This window comes from Pseudoalteromonas luteoviolacea, from assembly GCF_001696455.1.
GTDB classification, from domain to species: domain Bacteria; phylum Pseudomonadota; class Gammaproteobacteria; order Enterobacterales; family Alteromonadaceae; genus Pseudoalteromonas; species Pseudoalteromonas luteoviolacea_C.
In genome coordinates this window covers 14,735-34,902 of the sequence record NZ_MAUJ01000003.1, presented here as the reverse complement: position 1 = coordinate 34,902, position 20,168 = coordinate 14,735, and the positions used below count along the sequence as shown (strand labels likewise).

General features: G+C 43.1%; 14 protein-coding genes. 10 read left to right on the top strand and 4 right to left on the bottom strand.

Annotated features, from left to right (window positions below):
• Positions 1 to 440: 440 nt before the first annotated feature.
• The 4 genes from A7985_RS10985 to A7985_RS10970 are packed head-to-tail and all read right to left on the bottom strand — an operon-like array spanning position 441 to position 7,077.
• Positions 441 to 2,003, bottom strand: coding sequence for a hypothetical protein (locus A7985_RS10985; RefSeq protein WP_065790520.1), 1,563 nt, complete (start codon positions 2,001 to 2,003; stop codon positions 441 to 443).
• On the bottom strand, positions 2,000 to 2,956 hold the full coding sequence (locus A7985_RS10980) for a hypothetical protein (protein WP_065790519.1): 957 nt from the start codon (positions 2,954 to 2,956) through the stop codon (positions 2,000 to 2,002). Before A7985_RS10980 ends, A7985_RS10985 begins: the two co-directional genes overlap by 4 nt.
• A 35-nt stretch (positions 2,957 to 2,991) precedes the next feature.
• Positions 2,992 to 3,231 (bottom strand): hypothetical protein, encoded by a 240-nt coding sequence (locus A7985_RS10975; RefSeq protein ID WP_063379090.1) that lies wholly within the window; start codon positions 3,229 to 3,231, stop codon positions 2,992 to 2,994.
• Positions 3,232 to 7,077, bottom strand: coding sequence for a TOMM system kinase/cyclase fusion protein (locus A7985_RS10970; protein ID WP_081310521.1), 3,846 nt, complete (start codon positions 7,075 to 7,077; stop codon positions 3,232 to 3,234).
• 554 nt (positions 7,078 to 7,631) lie between these two features.
• Here A7985_RS10970 and A7985_RS10965 point away from each other — a divergent pair.
• From A7985_RS10965 to A7985_RS10920, 10 genes are all read left to right on the top strand, one after another.
• Positions 7,632 to 8,357 carry a hypothetical protein gene (locus tag A7985_RS10965; RefSeq protein WP_065790518.1) on the top strand — a complete coding sequence of 242 codons (726 nt, stop codon included), beginning with the start codon at positions 7,632 to 7,634 and terminating at the stop codon, positions 8,355 to 8,357.
• A complete protein-coding gene (locus A7985_RS10960) occupies positions 8,357 to 8,971 on the top strand; it encodes an aspartyl/asparaginyl beta-hydroxylase domain-containing protein (protein WP_065790517.1) in 615 nt (204 codons plus the stop codon). The genes A7985_RS10965 and A7985_RS10960 overlap by 1 nt, the downstream gene beginning before the upstream one ends.
• Positions 8,972 to 9,013: 42 nt before the next feature.
• The gene (locus A7985_RS10955) at positions 9,014 to 9,526 is read left to right on the top strand and encodes a GNAT family N-acetyltransferase (RefSeq protein WP_176716730.1); all 513 of its coding nucleotides are present in this window, start codon (positions 9,014 to 9,016) and stop codon (positions 9,524 to 9,526) included.
• Positions 9,527 to 9,586: 60 nt separating this feature from the next.
• Positions 9,587 to 9,892, top strand: a complete 306-nt coding sequence (locus tag A7985_RS10950; RefSeq protein ID WP_065790516.1) for a DUF6916 family protein — start codon at positions 9,587 to 9,589, stop codon at positions 9,890 to 9,892.
• Positions 9,893 to 9,921: 29 nt separating this feature from the next.
• Entirely contained in the window at positions 9,922 to 10,470 is a 549-nt protein-coding gene (locus A7985_RS10945; protein ID WP_063371382.1) for a phage tail protein, read from the top strand.
• 15 nt (positions 10,471 to 10,485) lie between these two features.
• Positions 10,486 to 11,013: a phage tail protein gene (locus A7985_RS10940; protein ID WP_065790515.1), complete on the top strand. Its 528-nt coding sequence runs from the start codon at positions 10,486 to 10,488 to the stop codon at positions 11,011 to 11,013.
• A 13-nt stretch (positions 11,014 to 11,026) separates the two neighbouring features.
• Positions 11,027 to 11,575, top strand: coding sequence for a phage tail protein (locus tag A7985_RS10935; protein ID WP_065790514.1), 549 nt, complete (start codon positions 11,027 to 11,029; stop codon positions 11,573 to 11,575).
• 90 nt (positions 11,576 to 11,665) lie between these two features.
• A complete protein-coding gene (locus A7985_RS10930) occupies positions 11,666 to 12,739 on the top strand; it encodes a S8 family peptidase (protein WP_176716729.1) in 1,074 nt (357 codons plus the stop codon).
• Between the two features lie 58 nt (positions 12,740 to 12,797).
• Positions 12,798 to 13,982, top strand: a complete 1,185-nt coding sequence (locus A7985_RS10925) for a TIGR03032 family protein (RefSeq protein ID WP_081310520.1) — start codon at positions 12,798 to 12,800, stop codon at positions 13,980 to 13,982.
• Positions 13,982 to 20,168: Ig-like domain-containing protein (locus tag A7985_RS10920; RefSeq protein WP_176716728.1), on the top strand; the 6,187-nt coding region annotated here is incomplete at its 3' end. The genes A7985_RS10925 and A7985_RS10920, both read left to right, overlap by 1 nt.

Here is a 20,168-nt window from a genome sequence, read left to right as displayed (position 1 = left end):
TAGAAGACAGGGGGCGGTTTAGGGCTTGTATTCAATTTTAAACCTTTTTCTTTTATGAAAAGGGCATAGGTACTGTCTAGGAAGTCACGTGGAAATTGGGAGAGTTGTTGAATATTAGTGTCATCATACAGCCTAATAGAATCACTTTTAACACTTTTGGATATGACTTGTCTGCTAGGAATGACTTGTTATGACGAGTCCTCTAGCTTGGAAAATTGAACTGCAGATAAAGTTATAAAAACTAGTATTACCAAAAATATACTCTATGTTTGACCGATTTTGAGGCTTCCTTCCAGCAAACTAAACACCTTTAGTTTGGAAAACTTTTGACTATCCAAGCTTTGCGAAATGCATTTTTTTTAAAAATATCTTCGATATATTCTAGAGTCAAGTGCACTAAATAATGCTGAACTGTTGACACAGTCCAGCATTATTCACACTTACATTTGACATGCTTGGCTGTTTAACCAATGTGCATCTTCAAATATAAACATAAAGTCAGTGGGCGAAACTGAATAGCTAGTCTTACGCTGATCTTCAGGTACATTTTTAATTGCCGCTGCTGCAAAACCACCACTGACATGGCAATTCATACAGGATGAGCTTTTATAAAACAATTCATTGTCTTTACCCATTGGTGTATTACCCAGTTGAAGGAAGGTTTCAAGCACCTCATTGGTGAGGAATACAGGGTAAGGAGACCCGCCAGAATAGTTAGCTATTTTCTCTGGTAAGCTCTGGCGTTCTGGATCACTGCTATCAGTTGAGAATTGTGTACCAATTAAATTGTAATACTGAAGAACGGAATTTTCTGCGGCCAACTTTTGTTTTACAAAGCTATTAATTTTTTTCGTAATAGGGTTGATCTGTTCCAGTCTTGTTACCTGTGTTTTGGTTTTTCCTCCATTTGCAAGGTTTACAGGACATGTAGGACAATTTCGATCATTAAATAGAGGGGCATTACCTGCTATGTTGTCTTGGTGGCTAAATGTCGTAAAGACCCAATTTGGCGAAGAAACTGTCTTATGCATGATATGGAAGCCAACAACCCCTAGAGTTTGCGTTATTGTTTTTGAGGACTTACTTTGCTCCCCTTTATCCATATTATCGTAGACTTGTACACTTTTTTGCGTATGTATGAATTTACTTGGGTCGTCATTTTTACCTAATAATTTCCATGCCACTTTTATGGTTAAGCCACCAGTATTGTCTGTAGGGCCGTATTCCTCCAAGGCTGGAATGTTATTACAAATTTTGTTTACATCATCAGGGCAATTGACGTATCCGCCAGTATTGGCGATGACTTGCCCATAACTCTTTAAGTAATCTATTTGACCATCTATATTATAGAGTTGATAAGGTTTAACGAGCGCGCTTTGGTTTTCAAATTGGGTCACCAAATTAAAGATGTTAGGTGATAAAAGCTTTTGGTAATAAACGGGTTGCTTATTTTGATCTACTAAGATAGCTTGGCTGATGTCCATGCCCGACGGTGCTACTTGACTTATTGCCTTTAATGCCGGGTTGATAGTTGCATTTTTGGTAAAATCCCATTTGGCTGGTGTGCAACCGTTTTCCATGAAAACACTGTCTGTATCTCTCCAATGAAACCAAATAGGCGTGTTACATTCACCACTATTGCAACTTTGCAGGTTTGTAGCAGTGACCTGAAATTGTTTATCTACTTCTCGGTTTAACGTAATAAATTGAGCCCATGAAAATAGGTCATATTGATTGGTAAGAAACGATAGCTTTTTTGAGTAATCACTGTCACTTGGAGCCAGAGGCTTAATTGTTCTACAGATTTTTTTGTTATACGCATCTGGTGGAAAGTAAGGTAAGGTAGTGATGTCATCGGGTAGAAATAAACTGTGGTTTTCATAGTCGCAGCTATTTTTACTTAGCCAATCTGGAAATGTTGCATATTGCTGTGCCGCAAACAAATTTGTGTTGAACAGGCTTAATATAGCTGCACCTGAAAACAGATAAAGTGGTTTAATCATCCAAATAACCTTTTTTTCGGTTGTGGGCTAGAATGGAGGTAGCTTTTTAAGTTACAGCTATCGTCTTCAAATATTGAGAACTTGGTGTAAAAGGCTTTATTGTTAGGGTTGTTTTCTAACCATTTTGCAAGTTCAGTCAGCCGACAGTAGTTGGTATCATCACCGCAGATGTGAATAACATTATCAATAAAATTAGTGTCCACATAATTCGAAGAGGCTTGTCTAACCCATGGTAGTTCGACTTCAATTTTGTTACTTAAAACATCCGTAAATGAAATACTAATTTGAACAGTTTTAGACAGCTGTGAAGCGATGTCTAAAATGGGTTTGAGTTTGTTGACTGAACCTTGCCAGTTTAACATTTCAAGTTGTTGTAACACTTTGTCGCAATCAAGTGTAATTGTAAACTTGGTTTTTAAACTCTCTCTAGCAAAGGTAAATCCGATATGGTTTAGTTTGCCCAAATCTAACTTTCTAACTAATGCATTGCCTAACACTAGGGATTGAGGTGCTAAAGTTGATAACGCGTATTGTACGGTATCGTAGAGTTTTTCCCCTTTCACATAGCTGTAATGTTGTGTGCTTATATAGAAAGTGGGAATAACTGGGTAATGGTTTTTACTCCAATCAAAGCTTAACCATATCAATTGTATGTCTCTTAAACAGCGGTGTTCATAGTATAAATCTAAAAAGTGATTGATACTCTGTGATTGATGCTGTTGTATTGAAGAGAATAACTCCCTAAGCTGCCTCATCGTTTGTTCTGACGTATCATAAGCGACTAGAAAGTCACATGGGTGATTAAGCTCAGCTGCTCTGTATTCGTAACATACACCTTTAGTAAATTGTGGAATTTTGTCTGCTAAGTATTTTGTTGCCTCTTGGTTATTTTGGTTAATCAAAAAGCCATGGGAGTTGCATAGTTGCTGATGTAGTTGAGATAGATTATTCATAAGGTGATACGGGGCTATTGCCCCGTTTGTCTCCATTACCAGATTTTGGCAATATCATCGTCAATTTCAGGGCGAAGCTCTTCGCAATATTGTGACCAAAGGTCGTCTGTTAAAAACGACTCTTTAACTACTTTTTGAACTAGCTCTTGTTGTGACTCTGAGAGGTCAAATAAAGCCATTGCCTGAGGTAGGTTTTGTAGCACAAGCTCTCTTACTTCTGGATCGTTAGCTGCGTTATAGGTAAAAGAAAGTAACCCTTTAGGATAAGTTTTCATCTAAATTTTCCTTAGTGTATTTAGTTGAGGTTTTACATAGAATGAACTTGATATTTCACATGATTCTTCAGCAATATCAAGGAATTGAGTGTTTACTTCGCCGCGCAGTAAGTAGGTCATTTTTGCCAATACAGAGTAGTAGAAAGCACGGTGAGATAAATAGCCAGAAAATTGTTTTATGCCTTCTTCAAACTGCTCGACGGTCGTATCGACATTAACACTGGCTATAAAATGAAGCATTTCGCAATAACCTTGCCAGCCTTCATTTTTAGCTTCTTTTGCTAGATCTATACCTGTTTGAGCGCTAAATTGAGCTGCACGGATATAGTCTAAAAATTCGGCTTTTTGTTCACAGAGCAATGCCTTGTTGAGGTGATACTCAGCTTGAAAGCCGTTTGTGGCAGCTAATACATCGATAATGCCGATTTGATCTGCAAGCTGTGTTTGAATTTCTATGAGGGTGTCAGCACTTTGTTGGTTGCTTAGGTGTAATTCGGCAAAGGCCCTAAAGCCAATACAGACCAGCTCAGAACAAAAGCCAAAATTATTTGAGATAGTTTCTGAGTCATTCCTAAAGAAGTTGTCTGGAATTTCATCGAGTATTCGCAAAATCTCAGAAAACTCAGCTTTTGAGAACAATGTTTGTATAATTATTTCGTATATGACAGGTTTAAATTCATTTGGTACCCAGGTGCCATTATGATAAAGGTCTAATGCAATTTCATGGGCTTCTTCAGTTTTGCCTGTTGCATAGAGCTGTAGCCATAATCCACGAGTTGTTGTGAATCTTTCTTTCGCATCAGTGTCTTCAGAGAGAACTTTGTAGTTTTCTTGCAGAGCATGATTAGCCTGTTCGTCAACCCACCCATTTCCGGCAATACGAATGGAAGCCAAATCATTTTTAACTTTTATATACAGCGCTGAATCACTAAGCTCTCCAGTAAGGCAAATTCTCAATGCTTCTTGTAAAAACGATTCCGCTTCGATAATTGCGTATAACTGTTTTGCCGAGTTGGAGGATTCGATCATCAAATTTGCTGCTTTTTCAAATTTTTTCACTTTTTGTAAGTGAAAAGCAGTAATGAATGGCTGCTCTTTGTAGAGATCTAACCGTTCAAGCGCGCCCAAGAACAGTTCATGCTTTGCCATCGCTTCGGACTGGGTCTGAGAATCGTATGCCGCATCTCTCACTAAAGCGTGCTTAAATATATAGCTATCAGTCTCTACACGCCTTTGCTGTATAATAAGCTCTTTTTCCAATAGCTCATTTAAATCGTTCTGTATTTGGTCTTCACTGAGTGTTGATGCTTCAACCAATAGTGTATAACTAAATTCTCTGCCTATAGTGGCTGCAAGCTGTGCTGTTTCTTTAGCATGCACCAAGTTATCTAATTTTTGTTGTAGTGACTCCCTCAAGCTACTTGGCACTTGCTCTAACCTATCAGGGCTGATAAACGTAATTGAACCATTTGTTTCGTGTACAAGTCGCTTATCTTTGAGCATGCCCACGAGTTCCTCAATGAATAGAGGAATGCCGTCAGTACGCTTGACCAACACAGAGCGGACATTTTCTGAAACGTGTTTGCATTCGAAAAGTTGCTCAATGAAATCGGTCGTAGCTTTGTTCGTAAGCTTATTAAGTTCAACTTCAAGCAGCGTTAAATCATGCAGGCTACTAGGACATGATTGTCTAGATGTACTTATCATCACGCTGCCATCTTGTAACTGGCCTGCAAAATGACGCAAAAATTCGAGAGTAACGGCATCAGACCAATGAATATCTTCAATAATATACAGCTTAAACTCTGTGATACTGGATTTGCGAGACAGAAGCAAAGCGCTCAGTCCCGTAAATAGAAGCGCTTTTTGTTCATCGGGTGAGTGAGATGATGTTTGTGCTTCATCTGGAAGCGGGATAGCAAGCCAAGCCATAAGTACAGGGATTGTGGCTTCAATATTTTCTTTGCTTAACCCATGCTCTTCTAAAAAGTCTTTAAATAACAGCGCGATATCTGTAGCAGGGACGTTGTCAGTATTAAATAAATATCTTATCAGGTTTAAAATCGGATACAGCGCATTGTTTTGATGCTCTGGCAAACATTGTGCGACTAAGTGCTGGTATTTGCTGGCATTGTCTCTGACCTCTTGCAGTAATCTCGACTTACCAATACCCGCTTCGCCATAGATATGTGCAATGCGAGTGTTATTTTCACCATTAATGACAGACAGTGTTTTATCTAACTCTAATTGGCGACCTATCAATTTATGGTTAGTTTTGGTTCCGCGCATAAAGCCAAATGCTTCTATGCGTTTTTCACCTTTGAGGTTGTATAGAGTAAGTTGCTCAAAAGATAAACCAATTTGAATGTTGTCGAAATAGTCAAAATCACTATAGGGTTCTAAAATAGAACGCGATTCCGCAGAGCACAAAATTTGGCGCTCACCAGCAAGGCGCGCAAGTTCCATTGCAGTATTGGCAACATTCCCTTCGGGAACCGCATTTGCATATGTCACAAAAATACCCGAGTTAATTCCAGCATGCGCATTGAGCTGAATACCATGCGCTTCTTGCATCAATGCATTACGCTTAGAAAGCTCACTAATCGCCTCTAGTGCGGTGCGTGCGCACAGCCTTGTATCATTGTCACTGGCAACTGGGTAGCCAAAATAAAACAGCATCGTATCAGCTAGATTACCTACGTGGTATGCGCCAAAACGGGTGGCAATATCAATGCAATGATTGCGTTGAGATTTGAAAAGCGTATCTATGATATCTAAATCTTTTGCGCTGTCATTTAGTCTTTTAGCACTTAACCTAAGCGCGAGTACTGTGATTTGTTTGCGCTCTGTGAGAGTCGTATAGTCATGTGCTAGTGGGCTATTTGGGTCGTCATTTCTTAGCACAACTGTGTTGTCGTCGTAACCATGTTGCGCTTGAACATCAGCTAGAATACCGACTAAGTTAGAGACGTTCATCAAATTCAATTCAGAATAGATCTCTTGGCCAGAGATCACCCGCTCAGTGGCATTTTTTTGTAACACTCGACGTAAAAGGCCTGATAGCGGGTGCCCCAGTAATGCGCTGGGGATGGGGATATGAACATCACTTAATTGCTTGTGGTAAATAGACGCAACACTTGAACCGGTAACCGCTGGCATCCCTGTTAAACACTCTAACAAAACCAAGCCCCAAACATATAAGTCGGTCTTTTCCGATGCCGGCTCCCCTCTTAACTGCTCTGGCGCACTATACGATGGCGTGCCTATAGTTTCTTGCGTTAAAGTGATGGTCGAAAAGTCTTGATGTCTGTTTTCTTGTGTGAGCGTTCCGATACCAAAGTCTAGGATTTTTGCATGGGTTTTTGCGCCAGCTTGAGTAAGCATAATATTTGCTGGCTTGATATCACGGTGGATGATCCCTTTTTTATGAGCATGAATAAGCGCATCTAGCACTTGGAGCATTATATCGGTTGCATTTACGGCATCCAAAGCGCCTTCTTGCATTAAATATTCGCGCAGAGATTGCCCTTCAATATATTCAAAAACACCAAATAGTAAGTGCTCATCAACTTGGCCTTTGTCTAATAACCTAACAATATGTGGGTGTTCTAGTTGTCCACTTAATGCTGTTTCTCGTTTAAACCTTTCTATATATCGTTTCTTTTTTGCTTCTTCTAAATGAGGTTCGAGAGCGAGAAATTTAATCGCAACAGTCTGATCAGTATTTTTGTTTCTAGCTTTGAATACTTTGCCGAAACCACCTTCACCAATTTTATAAAGGAGCTCATATTGAGCCGAGTCGAAGCGGTTTTCTATGTATGGGTCAGAAAAATGAGTTAGTGACATGATACTTATTTCTTCGAGTTAATTATCTGCAGCCAGAAAATGATTGTTATTGTTAGTTCGTGCGAATCTTACATCGTTTTACTGTGGATGACGATGACAAGTTCTAAATAATTTGACACCTGAAAAACATACGATTTTTTGCCTAGTAAGAAATAATGGTGCCACACGGATTATCCCGAATTTTGGTATTAACTATTCAATAAAAGGGCAGTCAAAATAAAAGTTTAAGTGATCTATATTTCAAAATTATTGATTATATTGTACCAAACCCTTGTGCGCTGTGATGTCAGCTATTTTTTAGGTATACATGGTTAATTTGGTGATGTAAACAAGTTTTTTTTGTTGTGATTTATGGTTGTGATTTTGTAAATTGTTGAGCTGTAAACCCGTACTAACTCAAATAATTCGTCACTCAGTATGGTTGAATGTTAATTGGGTAGATAATTACTCAGTAATTTTATAGTCCTTTATGTTGGTGTAATGTCGTGTAATTTATTATTGTTTTGTATTTTGTAATAATCGAGTAAATCGACTAATAAAAATACAGGATTGTTATGAAGCGCCGTTCATTTTTAAAGTCATCAATGTCCGTATGTGCAGCGAGTACATTTTTGGCAACAGGGTCTGTATGGGCTCAGGTAGGTGAATCAAATGCAGTTTCGTATACACAAAGATTGACTGAAAGTGACTTAAACGCCTTACAGTTTACTTTCCCAACGTCACTTGTAGAAAGTCCACAAAACACGCTTATTGAAGTCACACTAAACCCCGTTGTGGCGAGACGCTATTCAAACAAAGTGTACATCCTATTTGAACTTTCAAAGCACATTTCAATTTATGGCAGTTTGGGAGAAAAAGTAGGGGAAATACACTTACCTAAGAGACTAGGACATATCAAAGACTTTGCTATCGATGAACAACATCAGCGTTTATTTGTGGCCAGTGGTGATGCGCATTCAATCTACGTGATTGGTTTTAACGGCCAGCTCTTAAATTCATTTGGTGAGTATGGGGTTGAGCTACCTCACCAGTTAAGTGGTATTAAATCAATTACTTCAGATAGTCGAGGCTTCCTTCATATTTTGAACGCTTATACAAATGACGTAAAAGTGTTTGATGGGCAAGGCGTCTATCAATTTAGTTATGGGCCAAAGTTACTTACTAAGAATACGACTTTGTCATCTATTGATGGATATCAAACAATTCGGCTATTGGGTGGAAAGTTTCAAGATATTGTTTATACCTTGGATGTGTATGGCAGGACTACGGGTCTATCTTGATGGATGCAAAGCTCAAAGGCGTTGAACAGATTCTTTCATTTGCAAAGTTGCCTTTGAGTTGTGATTTTGAGGCGATTAATACTGAAATTAACAACCTTGATGACTCACAATGGTGTATGCATGTAAATCAGGCATGTTATAACGGGGCTTGGGATGTGCTGCCTTTATATGCTCAAACCGCGCATTTACAGTCCCATCCGATCCTTCAATGCTTTTCTATAGAACACACCAACGTGACATTTTCACCTTTACCGATTATGGAGCGCTTACCCGTGTTAGCACAGTTTTTAGCGCAGTTTGTATGCCCACTGAAGTCAGTCAGGTTAATGAGACTGCATCCTCAGAGTGAAATCTTACCTCATAACGACCAACAGGTTGCACTGGAATATGGTGAAGCGCGTATTCATGTGCCATTAACTGGAATTGATGAGGTGGATTTTGTCATTAATGGGTCAACAGTTCCCATGATGCGCGGCGAAGTTTGGTATATGAATGCGGATTTAGAACATTATGTATCTAACCGAGGTGCTGAACCGAGAATCAATTTGGTTATTGACTGTAAAGTAGAAGATTGGCTGAAAAAGATCATAAAAAGTTCCGAGCAAAAATTTTAAAGCTGCATATACTCAATAAATGCACAAAAGAGGATAAGGAATATGGTGCAATTTACCATACCAGAAGGGCTGCACATTCGCCCTTCTACAGCGAGCGATAAACCATTTATTGAAAAGCTGCACAGAGAAGTAAGACAGGATTTGCAGTGTATAGATGGAGAACGCGACTTCATTGAGTCGATTGTAGACATGCAGCTTAAAGCGCAAACACAAGGATATGGCGCTCAGTATCCCAATGCTATGTATTTTATTATCGAAAAGCATGGTGAGCCGATTGGTAAAGCAACCTTGGATTTTGGCCACAATGAAATTCGATTGATAGATATTGGATTTTTGGTTGCTGCGCGAGGTCATGGGTTTGGCCGAGCAATTATTCAATCGTTTCAACACTGCGCGGCGCAGTCAGCAGTGCCATTGACCTTATCTGTGGTCAGTCACAATTTGGGCGTAAAACGTATGTATTTATCGCTAGGGTTCCAAGTATTGGAGGTTCAGCCTCCGCATGAATTGATGATTTGGTATCCGCCGGCGATGAAAAGTATTGTTGGCGTTTAACTTGGTTTCGTAATTCTATTGAAGCCTATTTTTTAAACTAAACACACAGAGTAGCAATAGATGGAAATAGTCACGCAAGAGTTGATGCACTCGTTGGTTGGTGAAGAAGTCGATGTATTCTCGTTACAAAATGAGCAACAAGTTGGAAAGCTAGCCATAAGCAAGGTCGAAAATGGCAGGATTGATACGGAAGAGTTTTCGTCCTTCAGTATTTGTTTACTTGGAGACCCTAATAACCAACTGCCTCAAGATAATTACCTCTTTAAACATAGCGCGTTTGGGGAATACTCAATGTTTATGAGTATTTATGACTGTGACAAGTACCAGATCATTATTTCTCGTAAGCGTAATCAAGAAGTGAACTGATCCCGAGTCAAAAGTAAGGAGTGGTTTTTATGGTTAATCCGTATTTGGGCATGATGCAGATGATTGCCTTTAACTTTCCACCAGTACACTGGGCTGCCTGCAATGGTGCGCTCATCCCTGTGAATGATAATCCCGCGTTATTTTCGCTACTTGGAGATACCTTTGGTGGAGACGCTCGAACGAACTTCGGCCTGCCAGACATGCGAGGGCGAGCACCTGTTTATCAGGGGAAGTATGGCATAGTTCAGCAGGGTCAGAAGAGTGGCTTTGAAGAAGTGACATTGACGAATGCACAAACTGGCCATAATCATGATTTTCAAGTTGACTCCTTGGAAGGAGATAGCTTTTTGCCTTTTAGTAATGCCAACCCAACTGCACGATATACGATCTCGACTGCTAACACGCAATTTCCCACCGGAGTTAAAAAGTTTTATGCGCAGAATTCGGGTGGTTTAGATACCTTATCATCTCAAAGCATAGGTACAGTCGGAAGCAATGCGCCACACACAAATATTCAGCCAACGACGGTTATTGGCTTTGTCATCGCACTTAACGGCGCGTACCCGCCAAGAAATTAACCCAAGGAGCATAATATGAGTGATGCATATTTAGGCGAAATTCGCATGTTTGCGGGCGTATATTCTCCGTACCACTGGTCTTATTGCGCTGGTCAGCTTCAGGCGATAACAGACAATCAATCTTTATTTAGTTTGTTAGGTTCGAATTATGGCGGCGACGGGCGTTCCACTTACGGTCTTCCGGATATGCGTGGGCGGATCCCTGTGGGTGATGGCCAAGGCCCTGGGCTGACAAACCGAGTGCTAGGCCAGCGCTTTGGTGTTGAGCAAGTGGTGTTATCAACGTCTCAATTACCCGCGCATAGCCATACCGTTCAGGTGACAAGTGCCACTTCTGAATTACAAGCGCCTGTAGATGGGCAGTCTTATGTGGGCAGTGAGTTGCATTTCTTACCCGACTCGACGGCTGGTTTAGAAACAAACCCATTTAGCAGCCGAGCGATTGGCACAACTGGCGGCGACGAAGCACATGAAAACAGAATGCCGATGCTGTATCTCGGTTTTATTATTTGTATGAACGGCCTATATCCGTCTCGCAACTAAAAGGAGTATTACAATGGATCCATTTATTGGTCAGGTTGATATGTTGCCTTACACTTTCGCTCCGGTTGGTTATACATTTTGTGATGGGCAGTTTGTAGATATATCCCAAAATCAAGCGCTCTTTGCTGTTATTGGGACTACGTATGGAGGCAATGGTCAAACTAATATGCAAATGCCTGATTTACAAGGCAGAAGTCCAACTATGTTTGGTACAGGACCGGGCTTATCTCCAGGAGATTTAGGCAATAGGGTGGGTTTACCAGATGTGGTGCTCATGGAGAGTGAGCTACCTTCGCATACGCATGAACTACACGCAGGTAAGACAATAAAGGATGGACTTGTTGACAGGTCTAATGGCACAGGGCTGTTATCTGCTGCCAGAGCAACAACTGGAGGTGTGGCGCGAGTCTATAGTTCAGATGACTTGGGGGGTTCGAATATCACGTTAAATCCGCAAGCGATTTTGAGCAACGGACAAAATCAAGCCCATGAAAATAGACAACCATACTTAGCTGTACAATTTTGTATTTGCATGGATGGTATTTTCCCTCCGAGAAGTTAGATGGGCAATCAGACAGTGAAACTGATTTATTGTCTAATAATGCTTATGAGCTTTGGAGCTATCGCATATGATAGCTCCAAGCAACCCTATATGATGTTTCACAACTATCAACAAAGTATTGAGTTGTATACATCACAACACGAAGGTGTGTTTAACAGCAATGTTGGGTTGCAATTTTACCTAAACCAAAAAATTGTCGTCCAAATTGATAAGCAGCACAAAGAACAGCTGGATAAAGTTGATGGCGTCATTAAAACGCAGGTATTGGCTGAACTTGGTGAGGATGTAGTTGCTCTGGTAACGCCAGCCGTTGGTGCCTTTAAACAAACTTACAATCGAATCGAACGTTTACCTTATATTGGCACTGTACAGCCAGATTTCGCGATAGTGCGAAAAACTCATCAGTCAGAAAAAAACCGTCACCGTGAAATTCAAAACAAACAACTTGAACGTTTGAAGGAGTTCAAGTGTCGCTCTTCTGTAAAGCCTAAACGTATCGCAATTATTGACGATGGCTTTGATCTCTCTAAACCTTGGCTTTCAGCATTCGATGTGATGCTCGAATATGATGCTGATAATCAGCGGATTATCCCTAATAAAGAAAAGGCAGTCACGGGACATGGCAATATGGTTGCGGGCGTGATTGCGGCTCAATTGCAATCCAGATTAGAGAAAAGTTCAACAGGCATTGCAGAGCTCGTGGCGATTCGCCAAGTCAGTACACTGAACTCAGCCATGATATTGGCTTTCAGTGTTTCTCAAAAAATGCAGGTAGATATCATTAACAGTAGTTGGACCTTACCTTTAGTTTCTCAACTCTTAGGTAACGTTATTCGCTATGGGCTGAACCATAGCGGTATTTCGTTTGTTGTTGTATCAGCAGGTAATCATGCTCAAGACGCCTGTATTGGCAATAGACTATCTGAGATTGAAGGAGTGACAACAGTGGGGGCGCTTTCTGAGGATGGTTCACTCGCCGCGTTTTCTAACTATGGTAAATGTGTAGATTTATATGCACCTGCCGATTTTTTACTTAAAAAGCAATTTGTAAATATGGCCGTTCGTGGCACTTCCTCTGCAGCTGCAATGGTGACAGGGGAAATTTCGTACTTGTTAGGTTGTGGCCTTTCGAGCAGTGAGATTGGGCTAAAAAATAAAAATTAAAACAAGCTTGTTTGATGGTCGAACGGATAGAGTAGGCCGTTCGCTAAGGAGTATAGACATGCAAGGGTATAAGGAACAAGGCTACGGAAGCACCGGCGACGAAACTGATTTCGTCGATATAAATTTTGCAAGTGAGTATAGCGAGAATCTTCCTAAGATTCTCCAAGCACTTGGTTTTTCATTGGCTGTTTCAAGTTACCAGTCACATGCCGTAATGTTGCTCAGAAGTAGAGAAAATAAGCTTAGCTGTAGCGTTAAGAAATTCGTTCGCCCAATGGGTCTAAGTGTCAGTGAAGACCGATTTTTGGTCAGCACTGTCAATCGGGTTGTCAACTTTAAAGCCAGTAGTATGTCACGCAGTAGTGTGGTCAGCGGGCAGTTGGATGACCTCGATTCGTTGGCCAGTAAGCTGCGCGATGAACAGCGTGATACTGCGACATTTAAAACGCTCAGAGCTGAGCAGATAAATGCAATTAAGCAGTGCGATGTGCTGTTCACTGAGCGCTCATCGCTTACCACCGGTACCCTAAACAACCACGATATAGCTTGGGGTGATGAAGGCTTATGGGTTGTTAACTCGAGCTTTTCTTGCCTTGCGACCTTGTCTGCCGAAAATGGCTTTACTGCCCGTTGGAAACCTCATTTTATCAGCGAGCTAGCGCCCGAAGATAGATGCCACTTAAATGGCATGGCGATGCAAAGCGGAAAACCAAAGTATGTCACCACATTTAACACCCTTGATCATCAAGACTCTTGGCGAACCGAGATCAATGGCACCTTGATGGACGTGGAAAAAAACGAAATTTTACTGAGCGGCTTGTCTATGCCCCATTCACCCAGATGCCATGAAGGAGAGGTTTATCTGTGTAACTCTGGGGCGGGAGAAGTGATTAAGTTCGATCCAACAACACACGAAAAGCACATTGTTTGTACCCTACCTGGCTTTACCCGTGGGCTAACATTTTTTGGTGATCTCATGCTAGTGGCAACCAGTCATGTGAGAGCAAGCAAAGCCGTAAGTGATATACCGCTCACCAAATCATACACTGAGCGTGATACTGTGTGTGGTATATGGATAATCAACAAACATGACGGCAAGATCCTATCTAAATTGCAATTCAAAGGTGATGTAAGCCAGCTCTATGACCTGTGCATTATACCGAATTCTAACTACCCCGAAATGATCAGTGGTGATGACGCGATTTCAGCGCATTTGTATGAATATACACAGGAGGTATTGTAATGAAAAAGCTTGATATGGCGACTTCTATCTTGGGCGTGATGGTCCCTTCTCTCGTTGCTGCTAACGCTTCCCCTAACATTACTGATAGCTATTTCACATCTGTTCATGAAGTGCCAAGCTTAGACGCCATTAAAATTGGTGATGCTGAGTATTTTCGGCAATCGACCACGGACGAGCGGAAAAAATCGCAAATATTTGATATAAAAAATCAAAATAGACCATCGGTTGTGCAAGAAGCGGCAAAGACTGACACATTGGCGTTTTTAGCGGAGCAAGGTCTGCTTGATAGTGAAGGTATGAATTCCACGCTGGTCAATGGGGAAGTGAGCATTGCTAAAGAACTCGCCGCCTCTTGCCAAGTAAGCTTTGGTTGTACAACAGCTTATGGGAGCCAAGCAAGTTGTGAAGCCGGTCCGGGTCCAGGTGTTTGGTTTCCGGATACCGATGACTGTACCGCGGCTGCTCCTGACCCTGACATCAATTTGAAAGGCAATGGTCAATCGATTACTTCTGGGACCACGGCTTTAAGCGCGAGTAATCACACGGATTTTGGTTCGCATCAAACTGGCGGTAGTAACTTTACCCGCACATTCACAATTGAAAATGTGATAGCAGCATCCACATTGACATTAAGTGGCTCTCCACTTGTCAGTATTTCAGCTTCTAGTGACTTTTCTATTTCGAGCCAGCCAGGTTCTAGTTCTCTCAATGGCGTGACAAGCACAACCTTTGTTGTCCAGCTTGACCCAACAACCGTCGGCTCCCCCAACGCGACAGTTACCATAACCAGTAATGACCCAAATGAGGGTACCTATACTTTTAAAGTGGGAGCGACGGTGACGGCTGCTAATACGGCACCGGTAGTGGATTTAGACTCTGCGGCTGGTGGCAATAATAGGTCGTCTGCATTTTCTGAAGGGAGTGGTGGGGTTGGTATTACCAATAGTGCCAGCGTGACGGATGCTGAGTCAGATACAATAAAATCGATTACCGTATCACTCACAAATGATCAGGATGGCGCGTCTGAAGGCTTGAATGTAACCGGTGCAGCTCAAAATGCTTTGAATGGCGTGAGCGGCAAATCAGATATTACTTTGCAAGACACGATATCGATTACAGGAGCGACTGCGACCTTAGCACAGGTTCAAACTTTTTTGGATGCAATCACATATAACAACACATCGTCTACGCCAAATACGACGGCGAGGACTGTAACTGTGGTTGTCAATGATGGCACTGATAACAGTGTTACGCGTACGTCAACTGTGAGTGTTACCAACGTCACATCGACGACTTCTTCTGGTGCATCGTTTAATACCACAACTGGCGCAAATTTGAATCCAGCTATTTTATTTACCAGTGAGAATGAATCGCTGAGCATTGCGCAAACTTCACATGCAACAGGCTCTACAGCAGATGGTGGTGGCGGCACAGATACGCTTAGCGTGTCTGATGGAGTCGATATCAGTGGGCTTACATCACTGACTAACTTTGAAACACTAGATGCGGCAAACAATGGCAACCTGACTCTGACAGAATCTCAACATGAGTCTTTTACGACAATAAATGGCGTCAATACAAATCAGTTTACGATATCCAGTGCCAATGGTAATGGCGAATTAACCGCTGACGCAGACATTGAAACTTATGTTTTGAACGCGGCGATGACGTTGACATTGGGAAGCGCATCGCAAAATGTAACTGGTAGTAGCGCCAATGACGTGATTAACGCCGCGGCTTTAACTGCAACGGGCACATTGAATGCGGGAGGTGGAAGCGGTGATACATTGCGTTTGTCAAACGGGGCTAATATCGCAGGTGCGACCGTATCAAATATTGAAATACTGGAATTAAACTCAGGTGCGTCGGTGACCATGACCGAAGCCCAACATGATAGTTTCAGTACATTTACGGCAGCAGGCACGGATACAATCACGATATCTGCTGCAACAGATGGGTTAACGGGTAACTCAGCAATTGAGTCGTACATATTGTCCGTGGCCAATTCAATCACTTTAGGTGCCGCTGGCCAAAATATTACCGGCAGTACAAACAATGACACGGTTAATATTGGAACTTTAACGGCAACGGGCACGCTCGCGGGCGGTACAGGTACAGATACGTTATCAGTCGGAAATAGCGGGAGTATCGCCGGTGCAACGGTATCGGGTTTTGAAAATTTAACCCTGTCTAGCGGAGCATCGGCAACAATCAGTGCTTCTCAGTTGTCGCAATTTTCGGGCACTGTTACGGCAGCTGGAACGGAAACAATTTCTGTCAGCGGTGACGGGAATATGGCAACGGTTTCGGGCATAGAAAACTATGTGATTGGTGATGATTCATCCAACACAAGAACTGTGACTGTTGCTGCTGCGGACCACTCAGTGACAGCAAATAGCACGAGTGATGCAATCACTTTTGATATTGGCACATTAACCTATACGGGCACGCTTACCGGAGACAACACTAACGCCGATACGTTAAGCATGTCGAATGGCGCAAACATCAGCGGTGCGACAATCTCCAATGTGACTAACCTTTCGCTAGTAAGCGGTGCATCAGTGACCATGACTGCCAGTCAACATGGTAATTTTAGCGGCTCTGTGACAGCGGGCGGTTCTGAAACCGTTATCATAAGTGGTGATGGAAATATAACCACACTTTCAGGTATTGAAAATTACACAATTGGTGATGACTCTTCAAACACCAGAACCGTCACAGTTGGTGCGACAACGACGGTCAATGCAACCTCTGCAACTGACGCCGTAACTTTCGATATCGGGGGGCAAAGTTTTACGGGTAGCTTAACCGGTGAAGCCACGGTAGCAGATATCTTATCTGCGAGTAATGGCGCGGATACATCCGGCGGGAGTTTTACCAATGTGGGGACTTTGTCTTTAGCAAGTGGTGCGACTGTGACCATCGATGCTCAGAATATCAGCGACTTTTCTACAGCTATTAATGGTGCCGCGGGCAGTGAAACTTTAAATCTTGTTGGCGGTGGGACCTTTAACTTCGGTTCTACTAGTGTATCGAGTGTAGAAAATATTTCACTGGGGTCAAATAGTGTTACGTCATTGACCATTACCGATAACTTCTCTGCAAATGGGGGAAGTGTAACCATCAGCAATTCATCTGGTTCTGCAATCAACGCTGGTGTCACTATTAATGCATCCGCTCTTGCTGGCGATAGTTTAGTGATTTCAGCCACTGATCTGACAGGTAACGATACGCTGACTGGCGGTAATAGCACCGACACGTTGCGACCTGGTGCAGGTACTGACTCGATGACTGGCAACAGTGGTAACGATACATTTATTGGCAGTGCGTCGGACTTAAACGGAGACACGATCGCCGACCTTGCCGTCGGCGATGTGGTCACAGTCACAGGTGTGACAGGTTTAACAACCAACAATGTTCGTTTTAATGGCAATAGCACATTACAAGTCGATACCGATGCCACAGATTTTGCGAGTGTTGAAGTTGCATTAACGCTTTCGAGCTCGCCGGGAGCTGGGCTTGATTTTACCGTCTCTGACAGTGGTGCCAACACGGTGATCACTTTTATTGCAGCAAATGATGTGCCTGTTTTTAGCTCGCTTAATGGACTATCCACTTTCACAGAGAACGGCTCTGCAGTAGCGATTGACAATGATGCGACTGTCGCTGACACAGAGCTCGATGCGCTTAATGGCGGCGTAGGTAACTATAACGGAGCCTCGTTAACGATATCAAGAAATGGCGGTGCGAATGCACAGGATATATTTGCTAATTTAAATTTATTGGGCACCCTAACACAGGGCAGTACATTTACTTATAACGGTACTAATGTCGGCACTGTGACGACGAATTCTGCGGGTACGTTGGTACTGGCATTTAATGCCAGTGCAACTTCTGCAATTGTTGATGGTGTGATTCAGTCCATCTCTTACGTAAATAATTCAGAGAGTCCTCCATCAAGTGTCACACTTAATTATACTTTTAACGATGGTACGGCGAATAGTTCGGGCACCAATCAGGCAGTAGTGACGATTAATGCTCAAAACGATGCACCTACAGACATCGCTCTGTCATCTACCACAATAAATCAATCAGCAACCGCTGCGGCTACAAACGTTGGTAGTCTTTCTACTACAGATGTAGACGGTGGCGATAGCCATACTTATACCCTTGTTACAAGTGGTAGCAGCGCAAGTGGTACTTGTTCCGCGAACTCGGGTAACAGTAGTTTCCAAATCAGCAGCTCCAACTTGCAAACACAGGCGGCGCTTAGTGCTGGTAGCTACATTGTGTGTATTCAAACCAATGATGGAACGACTACATTTCAAAAGTCATTTACAGTAACAGTATCGGATGACGTCGCACCAAATGCACCATCGACACCAGATCTAACCTCTGGCTCAGATACTGGCGCTTCAAGTACGGATAACAATACCTCTGATACCACACCAACGTTTAGCGGAACAGCTGAGTCAGGTAGCACAGTTCGACTCTACAGTGATCAAAGCGGCTCTACAGTACTTGGCAGTGCAACAGCGATAGGCGGCAACTGGCAAATAACAACGAGTGCATTAGCCGCGACAACACATGCCATCACCGCAAAAGCGACTGATGCTAGCAATAATGAAAGCAGTGCTTCAAATGCCCTGAGTGTCACTATAGATACGACTGCACCAAGCGCGCCCAGTAGCCCTGATCTATCTTCGAGTAGCGACTCTGGTAATTCAAATACAGATAATATTACCAATGATACCACGCCGACGATCACCGGTACGGGCACGACCGGTGACACGATAAACTTGTCATCCAATTTAGATGGTAACATTGGGAGCACCACCGTTTCTGGTGGCACCTGGAGTATTACGTCCTCAACTTTACAGGCCGGCAGCCATACTGTATCGGCACAATCGGTTGATAATGCGGGCAATACGACTAGTGCGGCGAGTAGTTTATCACTTATTGTTGATACGCAAGCGCCAAGCGGTCACAGCGTCTCATTTGGCGACACCTTGTATTCGAACACTGAAAAAGGCGCGGCGTCTTTTACCTTCAGCAATGCAGAAGTGGGGGCAACCTACAGCTATACCATTTCGAGCAGCAATGGCGGCACCAATGTCACGGGCAACGGTACAGTGACGTCGGCAGGCCAACAGCTTACCAATTTAGATCTCAGTGCCCTGAATGATGGCACTTTGACCTTATCTGTGATTTTAACGGATACCGCAGGCAATGCGGCGACAGCAGTCACTGCCAATAGCACATTAGATACTGCAGCGCCCAGTGGGCACAGTGTGGCCTTAAATGACACCAGCTATAACAGCGCAGAGACGGGTGGTGTGAACTTTAGCTTCACCAGTGCTGAGGTGGGCGCCACATACAGTTATACCCTCAGCAGTGATAATGGCGGTACGGCGGTGACGGGCAATGGGTCGGTCACCAGCGCGGGCCAAACCGTTAATGTGTCGGACATCAGCGGGTTAAATGATGGTAATTTAACCTTATCAGTGACGGTGAGCGACACGGCAGGTAACGCGGCAACAGCGGTGACTGATACGGCGACCTTGGATAAAACCAAGCCGACGGTCACCACATTCAGCGCATCGGACAGCAACTTAAAAGTGGGCGAAACGGCGACAATCAGCATTGTACTGAGTGAAGCGAGCAGCACGTTTGCATCGTCCGATATCATCGTGAGCGGCGGTACACTGAGTAACTTCAGTGCCACATCGAGTACACAGTACAGCGTGTTATTTACACCTACGGCGAATTCAGAGGCTAACGCGACACTGGATATTGCAGCAGATACCTTCACCGATGCAGCGGGCAACAACAATACCGCCGCGACACAACTGCCCATTACAGTCGACACCAAAGCGCCAAGCGGTCACAGTGTTTCGTTTGGCGATACTTTGTATTCGAACACTGAAAAAGGCGCGGCATCCTTTACCTTTAGTAGCGCAGAAGTGGGGGCAACCTACAGCTATACCATTTCGAGCAGCAATGGCGGCACCAATGTCACTGGCAACGGGACGGTGACATCGGCAGGCCAGCAACTCACCAATTTAGATCTCAGTGCCCTGAATGATGGCACTTTGACCTTATCTGTGATTTTAACGGATACCGCAGGCAATGCGGCAACGGCGGCGACAGCCAATAGCACGTTAGATACTGCAGCGCCCAGTGGGC